The sequence below is a fragment of the Kribbella pratensis genome, from assembly GCF_004366075.1.
Taxonomy (GTDB): Bacteria; Actinomycetota; Actinomycetes; order Propionibacteriales; family Kribbellaceae; genus Kribbella; species Kribbella pratensis.
This window is the reverse complement of sequence record NZ_SODU01000003.1, coordinates 288,063-303,907: the sequence shown is the minus strand read 5'-3', so window position 1 is coordinate 303,907 and position 15,845 is coordinate 288,063. Positions and strand designations below refer to the sequence as shown.

The 15,845-nt window shown below is 67.6% G+C and carries 14 protein-coding genes; 12 read left to right on the top strand and 2 right to left on the bottom strand.

All coding sequences use genetic code 11. From position 1 onward, the window contains the following. The first annotated feature begins 8 nt into the window (after window positions 1–8). From EV137_RS25455 to EV137_RS25445, 3 genes are all read left to right on the top strand, one after another. Window positions 9–2,204, top strand: coding sequence for an MMPL family transporter (locus EV137_RS25455; RefSeq protein WP_134131086.1), 2,196 nt, complete (start codon window positions 9–11; stop codon window positions 2,202–2,204). Window positions 2,205–2,349: 145 nt separating this feature from the next. Further along, window positions 2,350–2,655 carry a hypothetical protein gene (locus EV137_RS25450; RefSeq protein ID WP_134131085.1) on the top strand — a complete coding sequence of 102 codons (306 nt, stop codon included), beginning with the start codon at window positions 2,350–2,352 and terminating at the stop codon, window positions 2,653–2,655. A 34-nt stretch (window positions 2,656–2,689) separates the two neighbouring features. Then, window positions 2,690–3,232: a nucleoside/nucleotide kinase family protein gene (locus EV137_RS25445; RefSeq protein WP_134131084.1), complete on the top strand. Its 543-nt coding sequence runs from the start codon at window positions 2,690–2,692 to the stop codon at window positions 3,230–3,232. Window positions 3,233–3,353: 121 nt separating this feature from the next. Here the strand turns inward: EV137_RS25445 and EV137_RS25440 are convergent, their stop codons facing one another. Further along, complete coding sequence (locus EV137_RS25440) at window positions 3,354–3,947, bottom strand: CGNR zinc finger domain-containing protein (protein ID WP_134131083.1); 594 nt, start codon at window positions 3,945–3,947, stop codon at window positions 3,354–3,356. A 62-nt stretch (window positions 3,948–4,009) separates the two neighbouring features. On the opposite strand from EV137_RS25440, the gene EV137_RS25435 reads away from it, so the two are divergent. Both EV137_RS25435 and EV137_RS25430 read left to right on the top strand, forming a co-directional pair. Beyond that, window positions 4,010–5,179 (top strand): MFS transporter, encoded by a 1,170-nt coding sequence (locus EV137_RS25435; protein ID WP_134131082.1) that lies wholly within the window; start codon window positions 4,010–4,012, stop codon window positions 5,177–5,179. Between the two features lie 36 nt (window positions 5,180–5,215). Further along, window positions 5,216–5,479, top strand: coding sequence for a hypothetical protein (locus EV137_RS25430; protein WP_134007053.1), 264 nt, complete (start codon window positions 5,216–5,218; stop codon window positions 5,477–5,479). 5 nt (window positions 5,480–5,484) lie between these two features. Here EV137_RS25430 and EV137_RS25425 read toward each other — a convergent pair whose 3' ends face one another. Next, entirely contained in the window at window positions 5,485–7,737 is a 2,253-nt protein-coding gene (locus EV137_RS25425; RefSeq protein ID WP_134131081.1) for an FdhF/YdeP family oxidoreductase, read from the bottom strand. 146 nt (window positions 7,738–7,883) lie between these two features. Here EV137_RS25425 and EV137_RS25420 point away from each other — a divergent pair, with 146 nt between their 5' ends. The 7 genes from EV137_RS25420 to EV137_RS25390 all read left to right on the top strand — a co-directional run bounded on the left by EV137_RS25420 (window position 7,884) and on the right by EV137_RS25390 (window position 15,842). Continuing rightward, window positions 7,884–8,621 carry a 3-hydroxybutyrate dehydrogenase gene (locus tag EV137_RS25420; protein WP_134131080.1) on the top strand — a complete coding sequence of 246 codons (738 nt, stop codon included), beginning with the start codon at window positions 7,884–7,886 and terminating at the stop codon, window positions 8,619–8,621. Window positions 8,622–8,637: 16 nt separating this feature from the next. Continuing rightward, on the top strand, window positions 8,638–9,945 hold the full coding sequence (locus tag EV137_RS25415) for an MFS transporter (RefSeq protein ID WP_134007059.1): 1,308 nt from the start codon (window positions 8,638–8,640) through the stop codon (window positions 9,943–9,945). Between the two features lie 4 nt (window positions 9,946–9,949). Beyond that, entirely contained in the window at window positions 9,950–11,716 is a 1,767-nt protein-coding gene (locus tag EV137_RS25410; protein WP_134131079.1) for a helix-turn-helix domain-containing protein, read from the top strand. Window positions 11,717–11,865: 149 nt separating this feature from the next. Then, window positions 11,866–12,627 carry a CpaE/TadZ family protein gene (locus tag EV137_RS25405; RefSeq protein ID WP_134007063.1) on the top strand — a complete coding sequence of 254 codons (762 nt, stop codon included), beginning with the start codon at window positions 11,866–11,868 and terminating at the stop codon, window positions 12,625–12,627. A 48-nt stretch (window positions 12,628–12,675) separates the two neighbouring features. Continuing rightward, window positions 12,676–13,032: a type II secretion system protein gene (locus EV137_RS25400; RefSeq protein WP_134131078.1), complete on the top strand. Its 357-nt coding sequence runs from the start codon at window positions 12,676–12,678 to the stop codon at window positions 13,030–13,032. 84 nt (window positions 13,033–13,116) lie between these two features. Further along, window positions 13,117–14,211 carry a type IV pilus twitching motility protein PilT gene (locus EV137_RS25395; RefSeq protein ID WP_134131077.1) on the top strand — a complete coding sequence of 365 codons (1,095 nt, stop codon included), beginning with the start codon at window positions 13,117–13,119 and terminating at the stop codon, window positions 14,209–14,211. Continuing rightward, the gene (locus tag EV137_RS25390; RefSeq protein WP_134131076.1) at window positions 14,208–15,842 is read left to right on the top strand and encodes a GspE/PulE family protein; all 1,635 of its coding nucleotides are present in this window, start codon (window positions 14,208–14,210) and stop codon (window positions 15,840–15,842) included. The genes EV137_RS25395 and EV137_RS25390 overlap by 4 nt, the downstream gene beginning before the upstream one ends. Window positions 15,843–15,845: the final 3 nt, after the last annotated feature.

Sequence of the window (15,845 nt, the reverse complement as noted above, 5' to 3'; positions counted from 1 at the left end):
GGGAACGTATGGCCAGGGGACAGATCACGGTCCGGGCAGCGCGCTGGAGCGCCACCCATCCGTGGCGGGCGATCGCGATGTGGGTTGTCGTCGTGATCGCCTGTTTCGCGCTCGGGCAGGTGACCGGGACGAAGGAGTCGAAGAACGAGGGTGACATCGGTGAGGTGACCCGGGCGGACAACATCGTCAAGTCCGGCAACTTCGACGACCCGGACGTCGAGAGCGTGCTGATCACGGCGCCGTCCGGACAGCTCGACCACACGGCGGCGAACAAGGCCGCGGCAGTGGTGATCCAGCAGATGCGCGCCCTCGGTGGGGTCGCGGAGGTCGGTCAGCCGATGCCGTCGCCGAAGAACGACGCGGTGATCGTCCGGGTGACGATGAAGGCTGTTCCGGAGGGCTCGGACGACGACGCCAGGGTCCAGCCGTTGCTCGACACGACCGCCAAGGTCCAGCAGCAGTACCCGGACCTGCGGATCGAAGAGGTCGGTGGACTGTCGATCGGCAAGGCGCTCAACGAGACGCTGGGCAAGGACTTCAAACGGGCGGAGATGTTCAGCCTGCCGGTGACGCTCGCGATCCTCTTGATCGCCTTCGGTGCGCTGATCGCCGCGTCCGTCCCGCTGGTGCTCGCGCTGTCCGCGGTGGCTGCCGCGATCGGCCTGTCTGCTGCGGCTTCGCAGTTGGTGCCGGCTGTGGACGCGGTCAACAGCGTGATCCTGCTGATCGGTATGGCGGTCGGCGTCGACTACTCGCTCTTCTACCTACGCCGCGAACGTGAGGAGCGCGCCAAGGGCCGCGGTCACGTCGACGCGGTCGAGATCGCCGCGGCGACCTCGGGCCACGCAGTCGTCGTGTCCGGTACGGCGGTCATCATCTCGATGGCGGGACTGTTCCTCGCTCGCGATGCCGTCTTCTCGTCCTTCGCGGTCGGTTCGATCCTCGTGGTCGCGGTGGCTGTCGTCGGTTCGCTCACCGTGCTTCCCGCTGTACTGGCGAAGCTCGGGCGCTGGGTGGACAAGCCGCGGATCCCGCTCGTCTGGCGGCTGACGTCCGGTAACAAGGAGCCGCGGTTCTGGCCGACGGTCCTCAAGCCGGCCCTGAAGCACCCGGTCGCCACTTTGCTGGTCGCCGTCACCGCACTGCTCGCGGTCGCGTCGCCGGCGCTGGGGATGACGCTGAAGTTCCCGGGCACCGAGGATCTGCCGCGTGACACCGCGGTGATGAAGGCGTACGACCGGCTGACCGCGGCCTTCCCGAGTACGGGTACCAGCCACGAGGTCGCCGTACGGGCGCCTGCGAACCAGCAGCCTGCGGTGAAGGCCGCGTTGGCCGAGCTGATGCAGAAGACCAAGGGCGACAACCTCTTCGCGTCGGACGGTCTCGAGGAACCGCGGTTCTCCAAGGACGGCACGGTCGCGACGCTCGAGGTCGCCACGCCGTACGAGGGCGGTAGCGACCAGGCGCGGGACTCGCTGACCAAGCTGCGCAAGGAACTGATGCCGGAGACGGTCGGCAAGGTGCCGGGAGTCGAGTACGCGGTCGGTGGGTTCGTGGCCGCGGACGTGGACTACGCGGCACACACGCGGGACAAGCTGCCGCTGGTGATCGGGTTCGTGCTGCTGCTGACGATGATCGTGATGATGGTGACGTTCCGGTCGGTGGTCGTCGCGATCACGGCGATCGGGCTCAACCTGCTGAGCGCGGGCGCGGCGTACGGCGTCGTCACCGCGGTCTTCCAGAACACGTGGGCCGAAGGACTGCTGGACTTCCGGTCGAACGGCGCAGTGGTCAGCTGGCTGCCGCTGTTCCTCTTCGTGGTGCTGTTCGGGTTGTCGATGGACTACCACGTCTTCGTGGTCAGCCGGATCCGCGAGGCAGTACTGCGCGGCGTACCGACGAAGCAGGCGGTGGCCGAAGGCATCACCGGCTCGGCCGGCGTGGTGACCAGCGCGGCGGCCGTGATGATCGGCGTGTTCGCGGTCTTCGCGACCCTGAGCACGCTGGACATGAAGCAGCTGGGCGTCGGCCTGGCGGTCGCAATCCTGATCGACGCAACGATCATCCGCGCCGTCGTCCTCCCCAGCATCATGACCCTCCTCGGCGACGCCAACTGGTGGGCCCCCAGGTGGCTCCGCGGCAACACCGCCAAGCACGCCACCCCAACCCCAGAAGAAGAACGCGAACTGACCCCGGTCGGCTGACGGCCGATCGGACCGCCGCGGCCCACCTGGATTCTGAATCCGGGTGGGCCGCGTCTGTACGTCTAATGTCTCCCCTGAGCACCGAACGCCGCGGTCAACTGCTGGACGTTCTGGGCGACCTGGCTGGAGAAGGAGGTTGATCGCGATGGCTGTCAGGATCGAGTTGTGGATCGACTGCCGCGTGGTCGATGGGGCTGAGCAGTGGTGGGACGACATCGAGGCCGCCCTCGCAGCTGACGACAGGGAAGCCGAGTTTCCGATGCTCGGCCGGGTGGACGCCTACGGGGACGTGTTGTTCGAGCGCGAGGAGCTAGGCGCGCTGGCGGCCGACGTCCGGCGGTTCATGTCCCACGCTCCGGAGAGTGTTCGCCCGTTCCTGGAAAGGCTCACCGAGCTGTGCGAAGCAGGCGGCCGCGGCACGGGGGCGGAACTGCGCTTCCTCGGCGACTGACCGTTCCGATGGGAAGACGACGCTGGCTGATGAGTTGGCGGAGGTGCTGCGGGGGCGGAGTGGGCGGGAGGTGGTTCGGGCCGGGCTCGACTACTTCAAGCGGGCGCCTGAGCTGCGGACGGCGTACCCGATTGATTCGGCGGAGAGCTACTACTTCGAGATGTACGACTACGACGCGATCCGCGAGAAGCTGCTGCGGCCGCTGGGGCCAGGTGGGGATCGGCGATACACAGCCGGCCTTCGTGATAGCTCTGCCCGGACTGTGCTCGACTCGCCAGTTCAGACAGCTGCGAAGGACGCGATCCTGGTTGCTGACGGTGCTTTCCTGCAACGATCGGAGCTGGACACGTTCTGGGATCTGCGCATCTACGTCGCCGTCAGCTTCGAGACGGTACTCCGCCGTGGTGCCGCCCGTGATGCGGCATGGATGGACTCGTTGGCGGCCGCCGAGGAGCGCTACCGCACCAGGTACATCCCGGGCGAGCAGCTGTACGTCGACCAGGTCCGCCCGGCCGAACGCGCGCAACTGATCGTGAACAACGAGGACCCGACCAGCCCGACCGTCACCCGCCGCTGACTCTTCTCGGCGAGTGCTGGAGCTGGAGACGCGCTGACTCGGCTTGGACTCGGGATACCCGCCGGGGACTGGGGACACGTAATGGCCTGTCCCAGGTAGCCATTGCCTATCCCCAGTTCGGTTAGGTGGTGGCCTGGCGGGCTCGGTGGGCGGCGGCTTTTACTCGGCTTTGGCATTGGGGGGAGCAGAAGCGGCGTTGGCCGTTCTTCGATACGTCTACGAAGACGCGGTCGCATTGGGGGGCTGCGCAGACGCCTAGGCGGCCGGCCAGGTCGCTGCCGACGGCCAGGGCGAGGCCTGCGGCGCAGCCGGCTGCCCAGCCGTTCGCGAGTTGCTCGTCGGGGCCGTGGAAGTGGAGGCTCCAGGGGCGGTCGCGGCCGCGGTCGAGCTGGGGGCGCGCGTTGGTGTCGAGGAGGAGTTGGTTGATCTCCGCCGCGGCGGCGTCGAGGTCGTCGGCGGCTGCGGACTCGAAGACGATGCGCATGCGTCGAGCCAATGCCACGAGGCGCCGTGCGTCGTCCACCGGAACCGACTTCGGCGGATGGCCGATCGCGGTCAGCGCGTCGGCGACCGCCGAGGTGACGGACTCGGGGTCGTCGGCGGGCGCGGCGTACGCGACGCCGCCGACGTACCCGGGGGTCAGCCGGTTCACGTACTCGACCGATGCTGCCAGCACACTCCGCGCGTGACTATCAAAAGACACTTGACCGGTCATGGTCCCTCTCCGTAGGCTCTCGCGTGACCGATCATATCCGTTTAGACAGTCATGGAGTTGTGATGAGTGCTGTTTCCACCACGACGGCGCGCGGGCTCTCCAGGGCGGTGTGGACTCTGGTCATCGCGCGCGCCGTGAATCGGATCGGCGCGTTCACGCTTCCGTTCCTCGGCGTGGTGCTCGCGGTCGAGTTCAAGGCTTCGCTCGGACAGGTCGGCCTGATCCTCGCGGTCTTCGGTGCCGCGACGATCCCGTCCCGGCTGCTCGGCGGTCAGTTGGCCGATCGCCTCGGTCGCCGCCGTACGATCGTGCTCGGTCTGGCAGGTTGTGCGATCGCCCAGTTGTGGATCGCGCTCAGCCACTCGTTGTGGTCCGCCGTACTCGCGACGATCCTGCTCGGCCTCGTGTTCGAGATCTACGAGCCGCCCAGCCAAGCGATGATCGCCGACGTCACCGAGCCGGACGATCGCCCGGCGGCGTACGGTCTTTACAGCGCCGCACTTGCCGCGGCGGGTGTCCTGGCCGGCCTGCTCGCGGCTGCGATCAGCCATGTCGATCTCCGCTGGCTCTTCGTCGCCGACGCGATCACGTGTCTGTCCTGCGCCGCACTGGTCGCGCTTGCGCTTCCGGCCGACGTACGCCGGGAACGCCCGACGGATCGCCCCGCGGCAGTCTGGCGAGACCGGCGACTGCTACTGCTCCTCGCGGGCGGCACGGTGTTCGCGACGATCTACATGCAGCTCGTCATCGGCGTACCGCTGACGCTGCTCGAGCAAGGACTCCCGAAGTCGGGCACCGGCATCATCCTCGCCGTGTCCGCGATCACCCTGATCGTCGCCCAACGTGTGCTCCGCGTGCAGCACCTTGACGACTTCGAGGCCATCGCGATCGGCTACCTACTCGTCGCTGCCGGTCTGGTGGTCAGCGCGGTCGCTCACAACCTCAGCGTGTTCCTGCTCGCGTCGGTCCTGTGGAGCCTCGGCGAACTGTTCCTGCTGACCCGCTACCTCACTCAGGCGTCCGGCCTCGCGCCCGACGAGGCGCGAGGCCGCTACCTCGCGGTCTTCGGCCTGAGCTGGGGCATCGCCACCACGATCGCGCCAATCACCGTCACCCAACTCCTCAAGGCCGCAGGCCCAGCAGGTCTCTGGCTCACGACCGCCGGCGTCGCCGTCGTGCTCGCAGCTCTTCAACCGTGGGTCAGGCGGAGGTTGCGCTCCGTTGCCGCTTGACGGATGCTTGGCAGCTCGATCCGGATCGGAGGAATGGTGACCGAGGCATCGCAACCGACGGGTGACCTGGACGTGGAGGCCGTCATTCAGGAACTGACGGAGATCGGCAAGGCCGGGAAGTACCTCGACGGTGGCCCCGGTGAGGCCCGTGCCCGCGAGCTCGGCGGTCAGCTGGACACCCACGGCGGGGTCCAGGGGATGCGTGCAGCGCTCGCCCAGGTCGCATCCCGGCTGCCGGATCCTGGCGCCGCCCGTGAACTCGAGTACGCATGGGACGGTATCGGCTCCTGGTTGGGCTGACGCCCTCAGCTACGCGGCTCGAGCCTGACTGTGAGGCCCTTGGCGACTGGGGTGTTGCTGCCCTTTGCGAGGTCGTCGGCCGACATCAGGACGTTGGTCTCGGGGTAGTACGCCGCCACACAGCCACGGGCCGTCGGGTACGAGACCAGCCGGAAGTACGAGGCCCGCCTTTCAACGCCCTGGAACTCGCTCACAATGTCGACGTACCCGCCGTCCTGCAGGCCGAGCTCGGCCAGGTCGTCCGGATGCACGAAGACGACCTCGCGCGTTCCGTTGATGCCGCGGTACCGGTCCTCGAGGCCGTAGATCGTGGTGTTGAACTGGTCGTGGCTGCGCAACGTCTGCAGCAGCAGCCGGCCAGGCTCCGTCGGCAACCAGGTCAGCTCGTTCGCGGTGAACTGCGCTCGCGCGTCGGACGTCTTGAACACGCGCTTGTCCCGCGCCGCGTGCGCCAGCAGGAATCTGCCGTCACCGTCCCGCAGCCGCTGCTCATAGTTCTCGTATCCGTCCGCGACCCGCGCGATCCGCTGCCGGATCAGGCTGTAGTCATCGGCGAAGTCGGCCCACGGAATCTGCCCGACATCCGGTACGACGGCCTGCGCCAGCCCGCACACGATCCCGATCTCGGACTTCAGCTCCGGTGCCGGCGGGACGAGGTTGCCCTTCGACAGGTGTACGGCGCCTTGCGAGTCCTCGACGGACACCGACTGCGGACCCGCGGCGGTGTGGTCGTGGTCGGTCCGGCCGAGTGTCGGCAGGATCAGCGCCTCGCGGCCGGTGACGGTGTGCGACCGGTTCAGCTTGGTGGAGACGTGCACGGTCAGGTCGCACTGCCGGAGCCCGCGATGCACGACCTCGGTGTCCGGAGTCGCGGACGCGAAGTTGCCACCCATCGCGAAGAACACCCGTACGTCGCCGTCGCGCAGCCGCTTCACGGTCGCGGCGGCGTCGATGCCGTGCTCACGCGGGGAGGTGAACGAGAACTCGTGATCGAGCCGGTCCAGGAAGGCGTCCGGCATCTTCTCCCAGATCCCCATACTGCGGTCGCCCTGGACGTTCGAGTGGCCGCGCACCGGGCACGGGCCCGCGCCCGGCTTGCCGATGTTGCCCTGCAGGAGCAGCACGTTGACGATCTCGGTGATCGTCGCGACCGCCTCGCGGTGCTGTGTCAGCCCCATCGCCCAGCACACCACGGTCGCCTTGGACCGGATGAAGCGCTGCGCCAGCTCCTCGATCTCGGCCCGCCGCAGCCCGGTGGCCTGCTCGACCGCGGGCCAGTCGAGCTCGGCGTTGTGCTTGGCGTACAGCTCGAAGCCACTGGTGTGCGACTCGATGAACGACTTGTCCAGCACGGTGCCCGGCTTCGCCGCCTCGGCCTCGAGCAGAAGGTGGCCGAGGGCAAGGAACAGGGCCTGGTCGCCGCCGATCCGGATCCGCAGGTGCTGGTCGGCGAGCTGCGTGCCCTTGCCGACCAGACCGCGCGGCTTCTGCGGGTTCATGAAGGTCATCAGGCCGGGCTCGGGCAGCGGGTTCACCGCGACGATCGAGGCGCCGTTGCGCTTGGCGGTCTCGAGGTGGGTGAGCATCCGCGGCGCGTTGGTGCCCGGGTTCTGCCCGACGACGACGATCAGCTCGGACTCTTCGAGCATCTCCAGCGTGACCGCGCCCTTGCCGCTGCCGATCACCCGCAACAGCGCCGTACCGGACGACTCGTGGCACATGTTCGAGCAGTCGGGGAGGTTGTTGGTGCCGTAGGCGCGGACGAACAGCTGGTACAGGAATGCGGCCTCGTTGCTGGTCCGGCCGGAGGTGTAGAAGACGGCGTCGTTGGGGTCGGCGAGGGCCTTCAGGTGCCGGGCGACGACCTGGAACGCCTCGTCCCAGCCGACCGGCTCGTAGTGGGTGGCGCCGGCCCGCAGCAGCATCGGTTCGGTGATCCGGCCGAGCTTGCCGAGGTCGAACTCCGAGATCCGGTCCATCTCCGCGACCGAATGCGAGGCGAAGAACTCCCGCGGCACCCGTTTGCGGGTCGCCTCCCAGGCCACCGCCTTGGCGCCGTTCTCACAGAATTCGGCGGTGTGCTTGTGCTCCGGGTCCGGCCAGGCGCAGGAGGGGCAGTCGAACCCGCGGTCCTGGTTCATCTTCAGGAAGGCGCGGCCGGTGCGCACCGGCCCCATCTCGCGGAGACCGAACTTGAACGACGACAGCACGGCGGGCACGCCGGCGGCCTTCTGCTTCGGCTGTTCGATATCGACCATGTTTCAACAATAGGTCCAGCTATCGTGCCGCGCTGCCCTGATAGTCAAGGTTGTGGATGAGTGGCTCGCCGGGCTATGCGGCTGCGCCGGGTTGTGTGACCGCATCCCATAGTGCGCCGGGGTCCGGATTTCTACAGTCATCGGCCATGGAGACCCGTCGAGCCCTCGTCACCGGCGCCGCATCCGGTATCGGCGCCGCGTGCGCCCAGCGCCTCGCCGCGGACGGCGTCCACGTGGTGGCCGTCGACTTCGACGAGGCCGGTCTGGAGACGCTCGGCGCGCTGGACGGCGTTGAGACAGTCGTGGCCGACCTGTCCGACCTGGAGCGGCTGGCCGACCTCCCGACGGACGTGGACATCCTGGTGAACAATGCCGGCGTACAGCAGGTCGCACCGGTCGAGCAGTTCCCTCCGGAGCGGTTCAGCTACATCCTGCGGCTGATGCTGGAGGCGCCGTTCCGGCTGATCCGGCAGACGCTCCCACACATGTACGGCGCCGGCTGGGGGCGGGTGGTGAACATCAGCTCGGTCCACGGGCTGCGTGCCAGTCCGTTCAAGGCGGCGTACGTCGCTGCGAAGCACGGACTGGAGGGACTCAGCAAGGTCGTCGCTCTGGAAGGTGCTGCGCACGGTGTGACCAGCAACTGTGTGAACCCGGCGTACGTCCGGACGCCGCTGGTCACCGCGCAACTGGCGGACCAGGCCGCGACACACGGCCTGTCCGAGTCAGAGGTGCTGGACAAGGTCCTGCTCGAGCCGGTCGCTGTGAAGCGGCTGATCGAGCCGGACGAAGTGGCAGAGCTGGTAGCCATGCTGTGCGGCCCGGCGTCCGCCTCCATCACGGGGAGCTCGTTCGTACTCGACGGCGGCTGGACCGCCCATTAACTCAGGAGCCCGCCCAATGACAGCTACAGAACCAGTGCGCACCCGTTCGTCGATCGTGCGGGTGGTCGGCGCGAGTCTCGTCGGTACGACGGTCGAGTGGTACGACTTCTTCCTGTACGGGGTCGCCGCATCGGTGGTGTTCGGCGACCTGTTCTTCCCGAAAGGCGAGGAGCTCACCGGAACGCTGCTGAGCTTCGCCACGTTCGCGGTCGGCTTCTTCGCCCGTCCGATCGGCGGTGTGGTGTTCGGGCACTTCGGTGACCGGCTGGGCCGCAAGCAGTTGCTGGTGTTGTCGCTGCTCATGATGGGCATTGCCACGTTCGCGATCGGTCTGCTGCCGACGTACGCACAGGTCGGTGCGCTCGCCCCCATCTTGCTGACGGTGCTCCGGCTCATCCAGGGGTTCGCGCTGGGTGGTGAATGGGGAGGCGCGGTGCTGATCGTGTCGGAGCATGGTGATCCGGCACGGCGTGGCTTCTGGGCGTCCTGGCCGCAGGCGGGTGCGCCGGCGGGTCAGCTGATCGCAAACGGCGTACTGGCCGGGTTGGCTGCGTTCCAGACGGATGCGGCCTTCGACTCGTGGGGCTGGCGCATCCCGTTCCTCTTGTCCGCGGTCCTCGTGCTGGTGGGGCTGTGGGTGCGGCTGCGCATCGAGGAGTCACCTGTCTTCCAGGAGGCGCGCGCTCGCTCGCAGGAGGAGCCGGCGGAAAGGCTGCCGATTCTCGAGGTGATCACCCGGTACCCACGTGAGGTGCTGACCGCGATGGGTGCGCGGATGGCGGAGAACGTCAGCTACTACATCTTCACCATCGTGATCGCGACGTACGCGAAGGAACACCTCGGCATGGGCAAGTCGTTCGCCCTGAACGCCGTACTGATCGCCGCGGCCGTGCACTTCTTCGCCATTCCGCTCTGGGGCGCGCTGTCGGATCGCATCGGCCGCAAGCCGGTGTACCTCATCGGCGCGGTCGGTGTCGGCATCTGGGCGTTCCTGTTCATCGCGCTGGTGGACACTCGCAACTTCGCCCTCGCGACGCTCGCTGTGACAGTCGGTCTGGTGCTGCACGGTGCCATGTACGGACCGCAGGCGTCGTTCTTCACCGAGTTGTTCGGGACACGGGTGCGGTACTCCGGTGTGTCGGTCGGCTACCAGCTCGCATCGATCGTCGCGGGCGGCCTGGCGCCGTTCATCGCGGTCGCACTGCTGAAGGCGTACGACTCCGGCTACGCAATCGCTGTGTACGTCGCGGCCTGTGCGGTCATCTCCATCGTCGCAGTGACGTCGTACTCCGAAACACATCGTCGGGACCTCACTACTCTGTAGAACCATGGAGGAGCTTCTGCGGCTGCTGGCCGAGGATGCGTCCGGGAGCGAGCTGGCCCGGGCGGCGGGCGAGGACGCGGTGGCACGCGACCTCGCCCTGCGGATCCGGGCGGGCATGGACGCCAGCAAGAAGCGTGAGGCCGAGCTGTCCGCACTGGTCGACGTGGCGCGGGAGCTGGCGTCCGCCCGCGACCCTGGCGGCGTCCTGCACACCATCGTCCACCGCGCCCGCACACTCGTCGGCACGGACGTCGCCTACCTGACCCTGTACGACGAGACCCGTGGCGACACGTACATGCGGGCCACCGACGGCTCCGTCTCGGCCGCGTTCCAGCAGTTGCGGTTGCCGCTCGGGGCGGGACTCGGCGGACTGGTCGCCGAGACCTACAAGCCGTACTGGACCGCGGACTACCCCTCTGACCACCGCTTTCGGCACACCACGCCGATCGACGACGCAGTCGGCGAGGAGGGGCTGGTAGCGATCTGCGGTACACCGTTGGTGGTCGACGGAGCGTTCGTCGGTGTGTTGTTCGCGTCCAACCGGACACGACGCCCGTTCAGCCGTGACGAGGTGTCGCTGCTCGGTTCACTGGCCACACTGGCCGCTGTGACCCTGGTGCAGGTACGTGCCGCGGCGGAGACCGCTGCGGCACTGGACCAGCTGTCTGCTGCACACGCGGGCGTCGAGCACGCAGCCGCCGCGCACGACCGTTTTGCGGAGATCGTGTTGTCAGGCGGGGATGTGGACGCCATCGCCGCCGCACTGGCCGAGCTGCTCGACATGTGGGTCGTACTGGTCGATGCCAGCGGCAACGAGCTGGCAGCGGCCGGACACGTCCCCGGTACGCCGGTGCCGTGGCAGGAGTCCGAGTCCGGTCGATTGACTCGCATCGGTGACTGCTGGGTCGTGGCAGCGACCGCGAAGCGCGAACGGCTCGGTGCGCTGGTCATTGGCGGCGCCGACGACCTGTCCGGCGCAGACCAGCGCATCGTCGAGCGCGCAGCCGTTGTCACGGCACTGGTCCTGCTGTTCCGTCGACAGGCCGCTGAGCAATCCCAACGAGCACAGGCAGACCTGTTGGCCGACGTACTGAGCGGAAGCGCCGATCCGCGCGCTCTGACCGATCGACTCCGGTTGCTCGCTCCCAACCACAGTCACGATCGCCTGGTCGTCGCAGTGTGCCGTGGCGACCACACCGCCGTACGTGCTCGGCTGTCCGCACCGCTGGAAGACAGACTGGTGCTGTCTGGTCCGTACGGCGGGGACCTGGTGTTGCTGTTTGCTCGTACGAGCGCCACGTCCACAGCACGCGACCTGTCCGAGCTGGCCAAGCGCACCGGCGTGACAATCGCTGTCACCGGCCCCGCGACCTGGGGAGAGCCCTTGGTCGAGGCACACCGACAGGCGTCTCGCCTGGTCACCACGATGCTCCGCCTGGGCCGCACCAGCGAATCCGCGACGCCTGACGACCTCGGCGTGGCAGGCCTGGTCGGAGCCTCCGAGGTCGACGTACGCACCCACGTACACCATGTGCTCGGCAAGGTCCTCGACTACGACACCCAGCGAGGCACCGACCTCATCGGCACACTGCAGGCGTACTTCGCCGCCGGCCAGAGCCCAACCCGAGCCGCCACCTCACTCCACATCCACCCCAACACAGTGCAGCAACGACTCGACCGCATCACCGCCCTACTAGGCGATGGCTGGCAGTCTCCAGACCGCGCCCTCGACGTCCAAGTAGCCCTCCGCCTCCACACCGCCCTCGGCTGATCCCTGTCAGCCGTTCGGCTGACACCACGTCATCCGAACGATGTGGCCTGTCATCCGTTCACCCGCTGTGACGAAATCCGCTGCACCGCCACTCTTTAGGCGAGGTCAACGCGCAATGCGGTGACACAGGGTGGCGTCAGGGGGTCGGGATGTCAGACGGGCGGATCATTACGGTCTTCGCGGCCAAGGACGGCAGTGGCAAGACCACTGTCGCCACGAACCTTGCGGTCGCCTTGAGCTCCCTGGGCACCCGCCGCGTCTGCCTGGTTGATCTGGACCTGCAGTTCGGCGACGTCGCCTGCATCCTCGGCCTGCGTCCGGCGCGCAGCCTGTGCGACGCCTTGCCGTGGGCAGGACGCCTGACCAGCGAACAAGCGGTTGGGCTGATGACGCCGTTCCGCCCGGGCCTGGACTGCCTGCTGGCTCCGACAGGTCCTGGCAACGCGATGCAGATCCCGCAAACCCTCATCGACGAACTCCTGCCCGTACTGCGTGATGCGTACGACTATGTGGTCGTCGACACGCCGGCGCAGTTCAACGCGTCCGTACTCGCGGCGCTGGACGCGGCCGACCACCAGGTGCTGGTCGCGACGTCGGAGCGGCCGTCGCTGAAGAACCTGCGGCTGACGCTCGACGTCCTCGACCTCCTGTACGACGCGAGCGCTCGGTCGGTCGTGGTCAACCGGTCGGACCGTCGGGCCGATCTGACCGCGGCCGACGTGGACCAGCTGGTCAGGACTCCGATCACGGTCCAGCTCCCCAACTGGACCGACGTACCCGCCTCCATCAACCGGGGCGAGCCCATCACCGTCGGCTACCCGGACCACCCCGTCAGCCAGGCCGTGCGCGAGTTCGCCGACGTCCTGGTCGCGAGTGATGGGAGGTGCAGCCGCGATCCGCCCTCCGCGTAGCACCGCCTCACATCCATCAAATCCTTTGCACAGAAAGCGAATCACATCATGCTCAACCGAATCCGCGAAGCCCGCAAGAACGAATCCGGCTTCACCCTGATCGAACTCCTGATGGTCATCATCATCCTCGGCATCCTGGCCGGCGTGGTCGTCTTCGCCGTCGGCGGCATTACCGACACCGGCAAGAAGTCGGCCTGCAAGGCCGATGTGAAGAACGTCGAGGTGGCGTCCGAGGCGTACTTCGCCCAGTACGCCAAGTACGCGACCGACATCAACGGTCTGCTGGTCACCGCGACCCCGAAGGGCTTCCTGAAGGAAGTTCCGTCGGCGACGAACTACACGATCACTTACACGAACACTGACGGAAGCGTCAGTGGCGTGCTGGTTGGCGGCGGCGCCTGCTGACCATCTGAACTCCGGTGGGGAGGGGTTCGCCAAGGCCCTTCCCCGCCGGTTCCACGCCGTACACCAACTACCTGGAGAAGCACCATGATCAGTCTTGCTCGTGGCAGCCGGGTCGACCTGCTGCTCGAAGAGCTCTGGAACGCCGGCGGCACCGACCTCCTGCTGACTGCGGGCATGCCACCACAGCTCCGCGTCCACGGACGCCTGTACTCCGTCAACGGCTTGGATCCACTCACCCGCGACGACACCGACGTCCTTCTCGGCGAAGTCCTGACCGCCGAGCAAGCTGCACTCTGGAACACCAAGCACGAACACGACTTCTCGTTCTCCTGGCGCGACGAGGCCCGCATCCGCGGCAACGCCTTCACCCAGCGCGGTGACACGGCGGTCGCGCTCCGGATGATCCCGCGCCAGATCCCGACCATGGACGAACTCGGCCTGCCGCCCGTCCTCTACGACTTCGCACGTAAGCACCAGGGCCTCGTCCTGGTCACCGGCCCAACCGGCTCCGGCAAGTCCACGACCCTGGCCGCGATGATCGGCCAGATCAACACCGACCGCGCCTGCCACATCATCACCGTCGAGGACCCGATCGAGTACGTCCACGACCACAAGCTCTCCGCGGTCAACCAGCGCGAGGTCGGCAGCGACACCGCGAGCTTCTCGGACGCGCTGCGTTCGGCGCTGCGCGAGGACCCCGACGTACTGCTGGTCGGCGAGATGCGCGACCTCGACTCGATCCGCTTCGCCCTGACCATCGCGGAGACCGGCCACCTGGTCTTCGCGACCCTGCACACCAACGACACCGCGCAGTCGCTCGCCCGCATCATCGACGTCTTCCCGGCCGAGCAGCAGGCCCAAGTGCGAGTCCAGCTCGCAGCCGCGCTGACCGGAGTCGTGTACCAACGGCTGATTCCACGGATCGGCGGTGGCCTGATCGCGGCGTACGAGGTGATGGTCGCCGACGCCGCCGTACGCAACCTGATCAAGGAAGGCAAGACGCACCAGCTGCGCAACTCGGTCGTCACCGGTCAGCGCGACGGGATGCTGACCCTCGAACAGTCCCTGTCGACGCTCGTGCAGAACGGCGTCATCACGTACGACGACGCCGTCGCGCGCAGCCTCTACCCGAAGGACGTCGAGGCGCGGCCGCGGCTGCGGGCGGGGGTGCCGGCATGAAGCTCCGCAAAGCCGCCCCCGAAGCCCGGCACGCCGCGCCGAACCTGCGGCCCGAGGTTCTCCCCGCCGCGACCGAACAAGACCTGCACATCGAACGGACCAGGGCTCGTCACCTCGCCGAGCAGTACAACCTGGAACTGGTCGACCTGCGCACAGCCAGCCCTGACCCGACCGCCGCAGCCCTGATCGACGAGCACACGGCACGCAGTCTGGTCGCCGTACCGCTCGAGGTCCGCGACGACGTCGTCACGGTCGCCGTGGCAGACCCGTCGGTCGTCGAGGATCTGCAATCCGCACTCGGCCGGCGGGTGATCGTCAAGCTCGCGGCGCCGAGCGACGTCCTGCATGCGATCGGTACGGCGTACCGCGCGCTGACCGGTATCGACGACCGGGTCAAGGTCTTCGAGGCTCGCGACGCGGTTCGCAAGGATTTCCGCGAGGATGCACCCGGGGCCAGTGACGACGCGCCCGTCGTGCAGGTCGTCCAGCTGGTGATCACCCAGGCGTTGCGTGACCGGGCGTCCGACGTACACATCGAGCCGCACGGCGACCGCGTCCGCGTCCGCTACCGCATCGACGGTGCGCTGCACGACGTACTCGAGCTGCCAGGGTCGATCGGCCCGGCGGTGGTCAGCCGGATCAAGATCCTGGCCGACCTCAACATCGTCGAGCGTCGACGTCCGCAGGACGGCCAGATCAGCATGGACGTCGAGGGGCGGCCGGTCGACATCCGGGTCTCCACGACATCGGTGGTCGGCGGCGAGAAGGTGGTACTCCGCTTGCTGGACAAGAGCCGGCCGTTGTTCCGGCTCGAGCAGCTCGGGATGCCGGACCAGATGGCCGCGACGTACTCGGGCCTGCTCAGAGCGCCGTACGGCATGGTCATCTGCGCCGGACCGACCGGCAGCGGCAAGACCACGACGCTCTACGGATCGCTGGGTGAGATCAACAGCCCTGAGCGCAACATCATGACGATCGAGGACCCGGTGGAGTACACCTTCGACTCGATCAACCAGATCCAGATCAACGAGGCGGCCGGCATCACGTTCGCCGGCGGTCTGCGATCGATCCTGCGGCAGGACCCCGACGTGATCCTGGTCGGCGAGGTTCGCGACGTGGAGACCGCGCGGATCGCCGTACAGTCCGCGCTCACCGGCCACTTCGTGCTCTCGTCGCTGCACGCGACCGACGCCGCGACCGCGTTGCACCGACTGCTGGACATGGGGATCGAGACCTTCCTCATCGCATCCTCGGTGACGGCTGTGGTCTCCCAGCGTCTAGTACGACGGGTCTGCACGAACTGCCGCGAGTACTACGAACCGAAGGCCGAGGAGCTCGCGTTCCTTGCCAGTGCAGGTGGCGCGAGTCCGGCAGACGGCTTCCTGCACGGCGCGGGCTGCAACTTCTGCGCCCAGACGGGTTTCCTGGAGCGGACCGGTGTGTACGAGCTGATGCCGGTATCGGACGCGATCCGTGAGCTGGTCGTCGACCGTGCCTCGCACGACGAGATCCGCAAGGTGGCGCGGTACGAGGGCATGAGAACCCTCACCGAGGAAGGCGTCCGGCTGGTCGAGCAGGGCATCACCACCGTCGGCGAGGTCATGCGTTCCATCTACATGGTCGGGAGCTGACCG

What these genes read in the sequence shown, in the direction of transcription:
- EV137_RS25455 (WP_134131086.1), top strand. Translation starts at nt 9, where the DNA reads ATGGCCAGGGGACAGATCACGGTCCGGGCAGCGCGCTGGAGCGCCACC.
- EV137_RS25450 (WP_134131085.1), top strand. Translation starts at nt 2,350, where the DNA reads ATGGCTGTCAGGATCGAGTTGTGGATCGACTGCCGCGTGGTCGATGGG.
- EV137_RS25440 (WP_134131083.1), bottom strand. Translation starts at nt 3,947, where the DNA reads ATGACCGGTCAAGTGTCTTTTGATAGTCACGCGCGGAGTGTGCTGGCA.
- EV137_RS25435 (WP_134131082.1), top strand. Translation starts at nt 4,010, where the DNA reads ATGAGTGCTGTTTCCACCACGACGGCGCGCGGGCTCTCCAGGGCGGTG.
- EV137_RS25425 (WP_134131081.1), bottom strand. Translation starts at nt 7,737, where the DNA reads ATGGTCGATATCGAACAGCCGAAGCAGAAGGCCGCCGGCGTGCCCGCC.
- EV137_RS25420 (WP_134131080.1), top strand. Translation starts at nt 7,884, where the DNA reads ATGGAGACCCGTCGAGCCCTCGTCACCGGCGCCGCATCCGGTATCGGC.
- EV137_RS25415 (WP_134007059.1), top strand. Translation starts at nt 8,638, where the DNA reads ATGACAGCTACAGAACCAGTGCGCACCCGTTCGTCGATCGTGCGGGTG.
- EV137_RS25410 (WP_134131079.1), top strand. Translation starts at nt 9,950, where the DNA reads ATGGAGGAGCTTCTGCGGCTGCTGGCCGAGGATGCGTCCGGGAGCGAG.
- EV137_RS25405 (WP_134007063.1), top strand. Translation starts at nt 11,866, where the DNA reads ATGTCAGACGGGCGGATCATTACGGTCTTCGCGGCCAAGGACGGCAGT.
- EV137_RS25400 (WP_134131078.1), top strand. Translation starts at nt 12,676, where the DNA reads ATGCTCAACCGAATCCGCGAAGCCCGCAAGAACGAATCCGGCTTCACC.
- EV137_RS25395 (WP_134131077.1), top strand. Translation starts at nt 13,117, where the DNA reads ATGATCAGTCTTGCTCGTGGCAGCCGGGTCGACCTGCTGCTCGAAGAG.
- EV137_RS25390 (WP_134131076.1), top strand. Translation starts at nt 14,208, where the DNA reads ATGAAGCTCCGCAAAGCCGCCCCCGAAGCCCGGCACGCCGCGCCGAAC.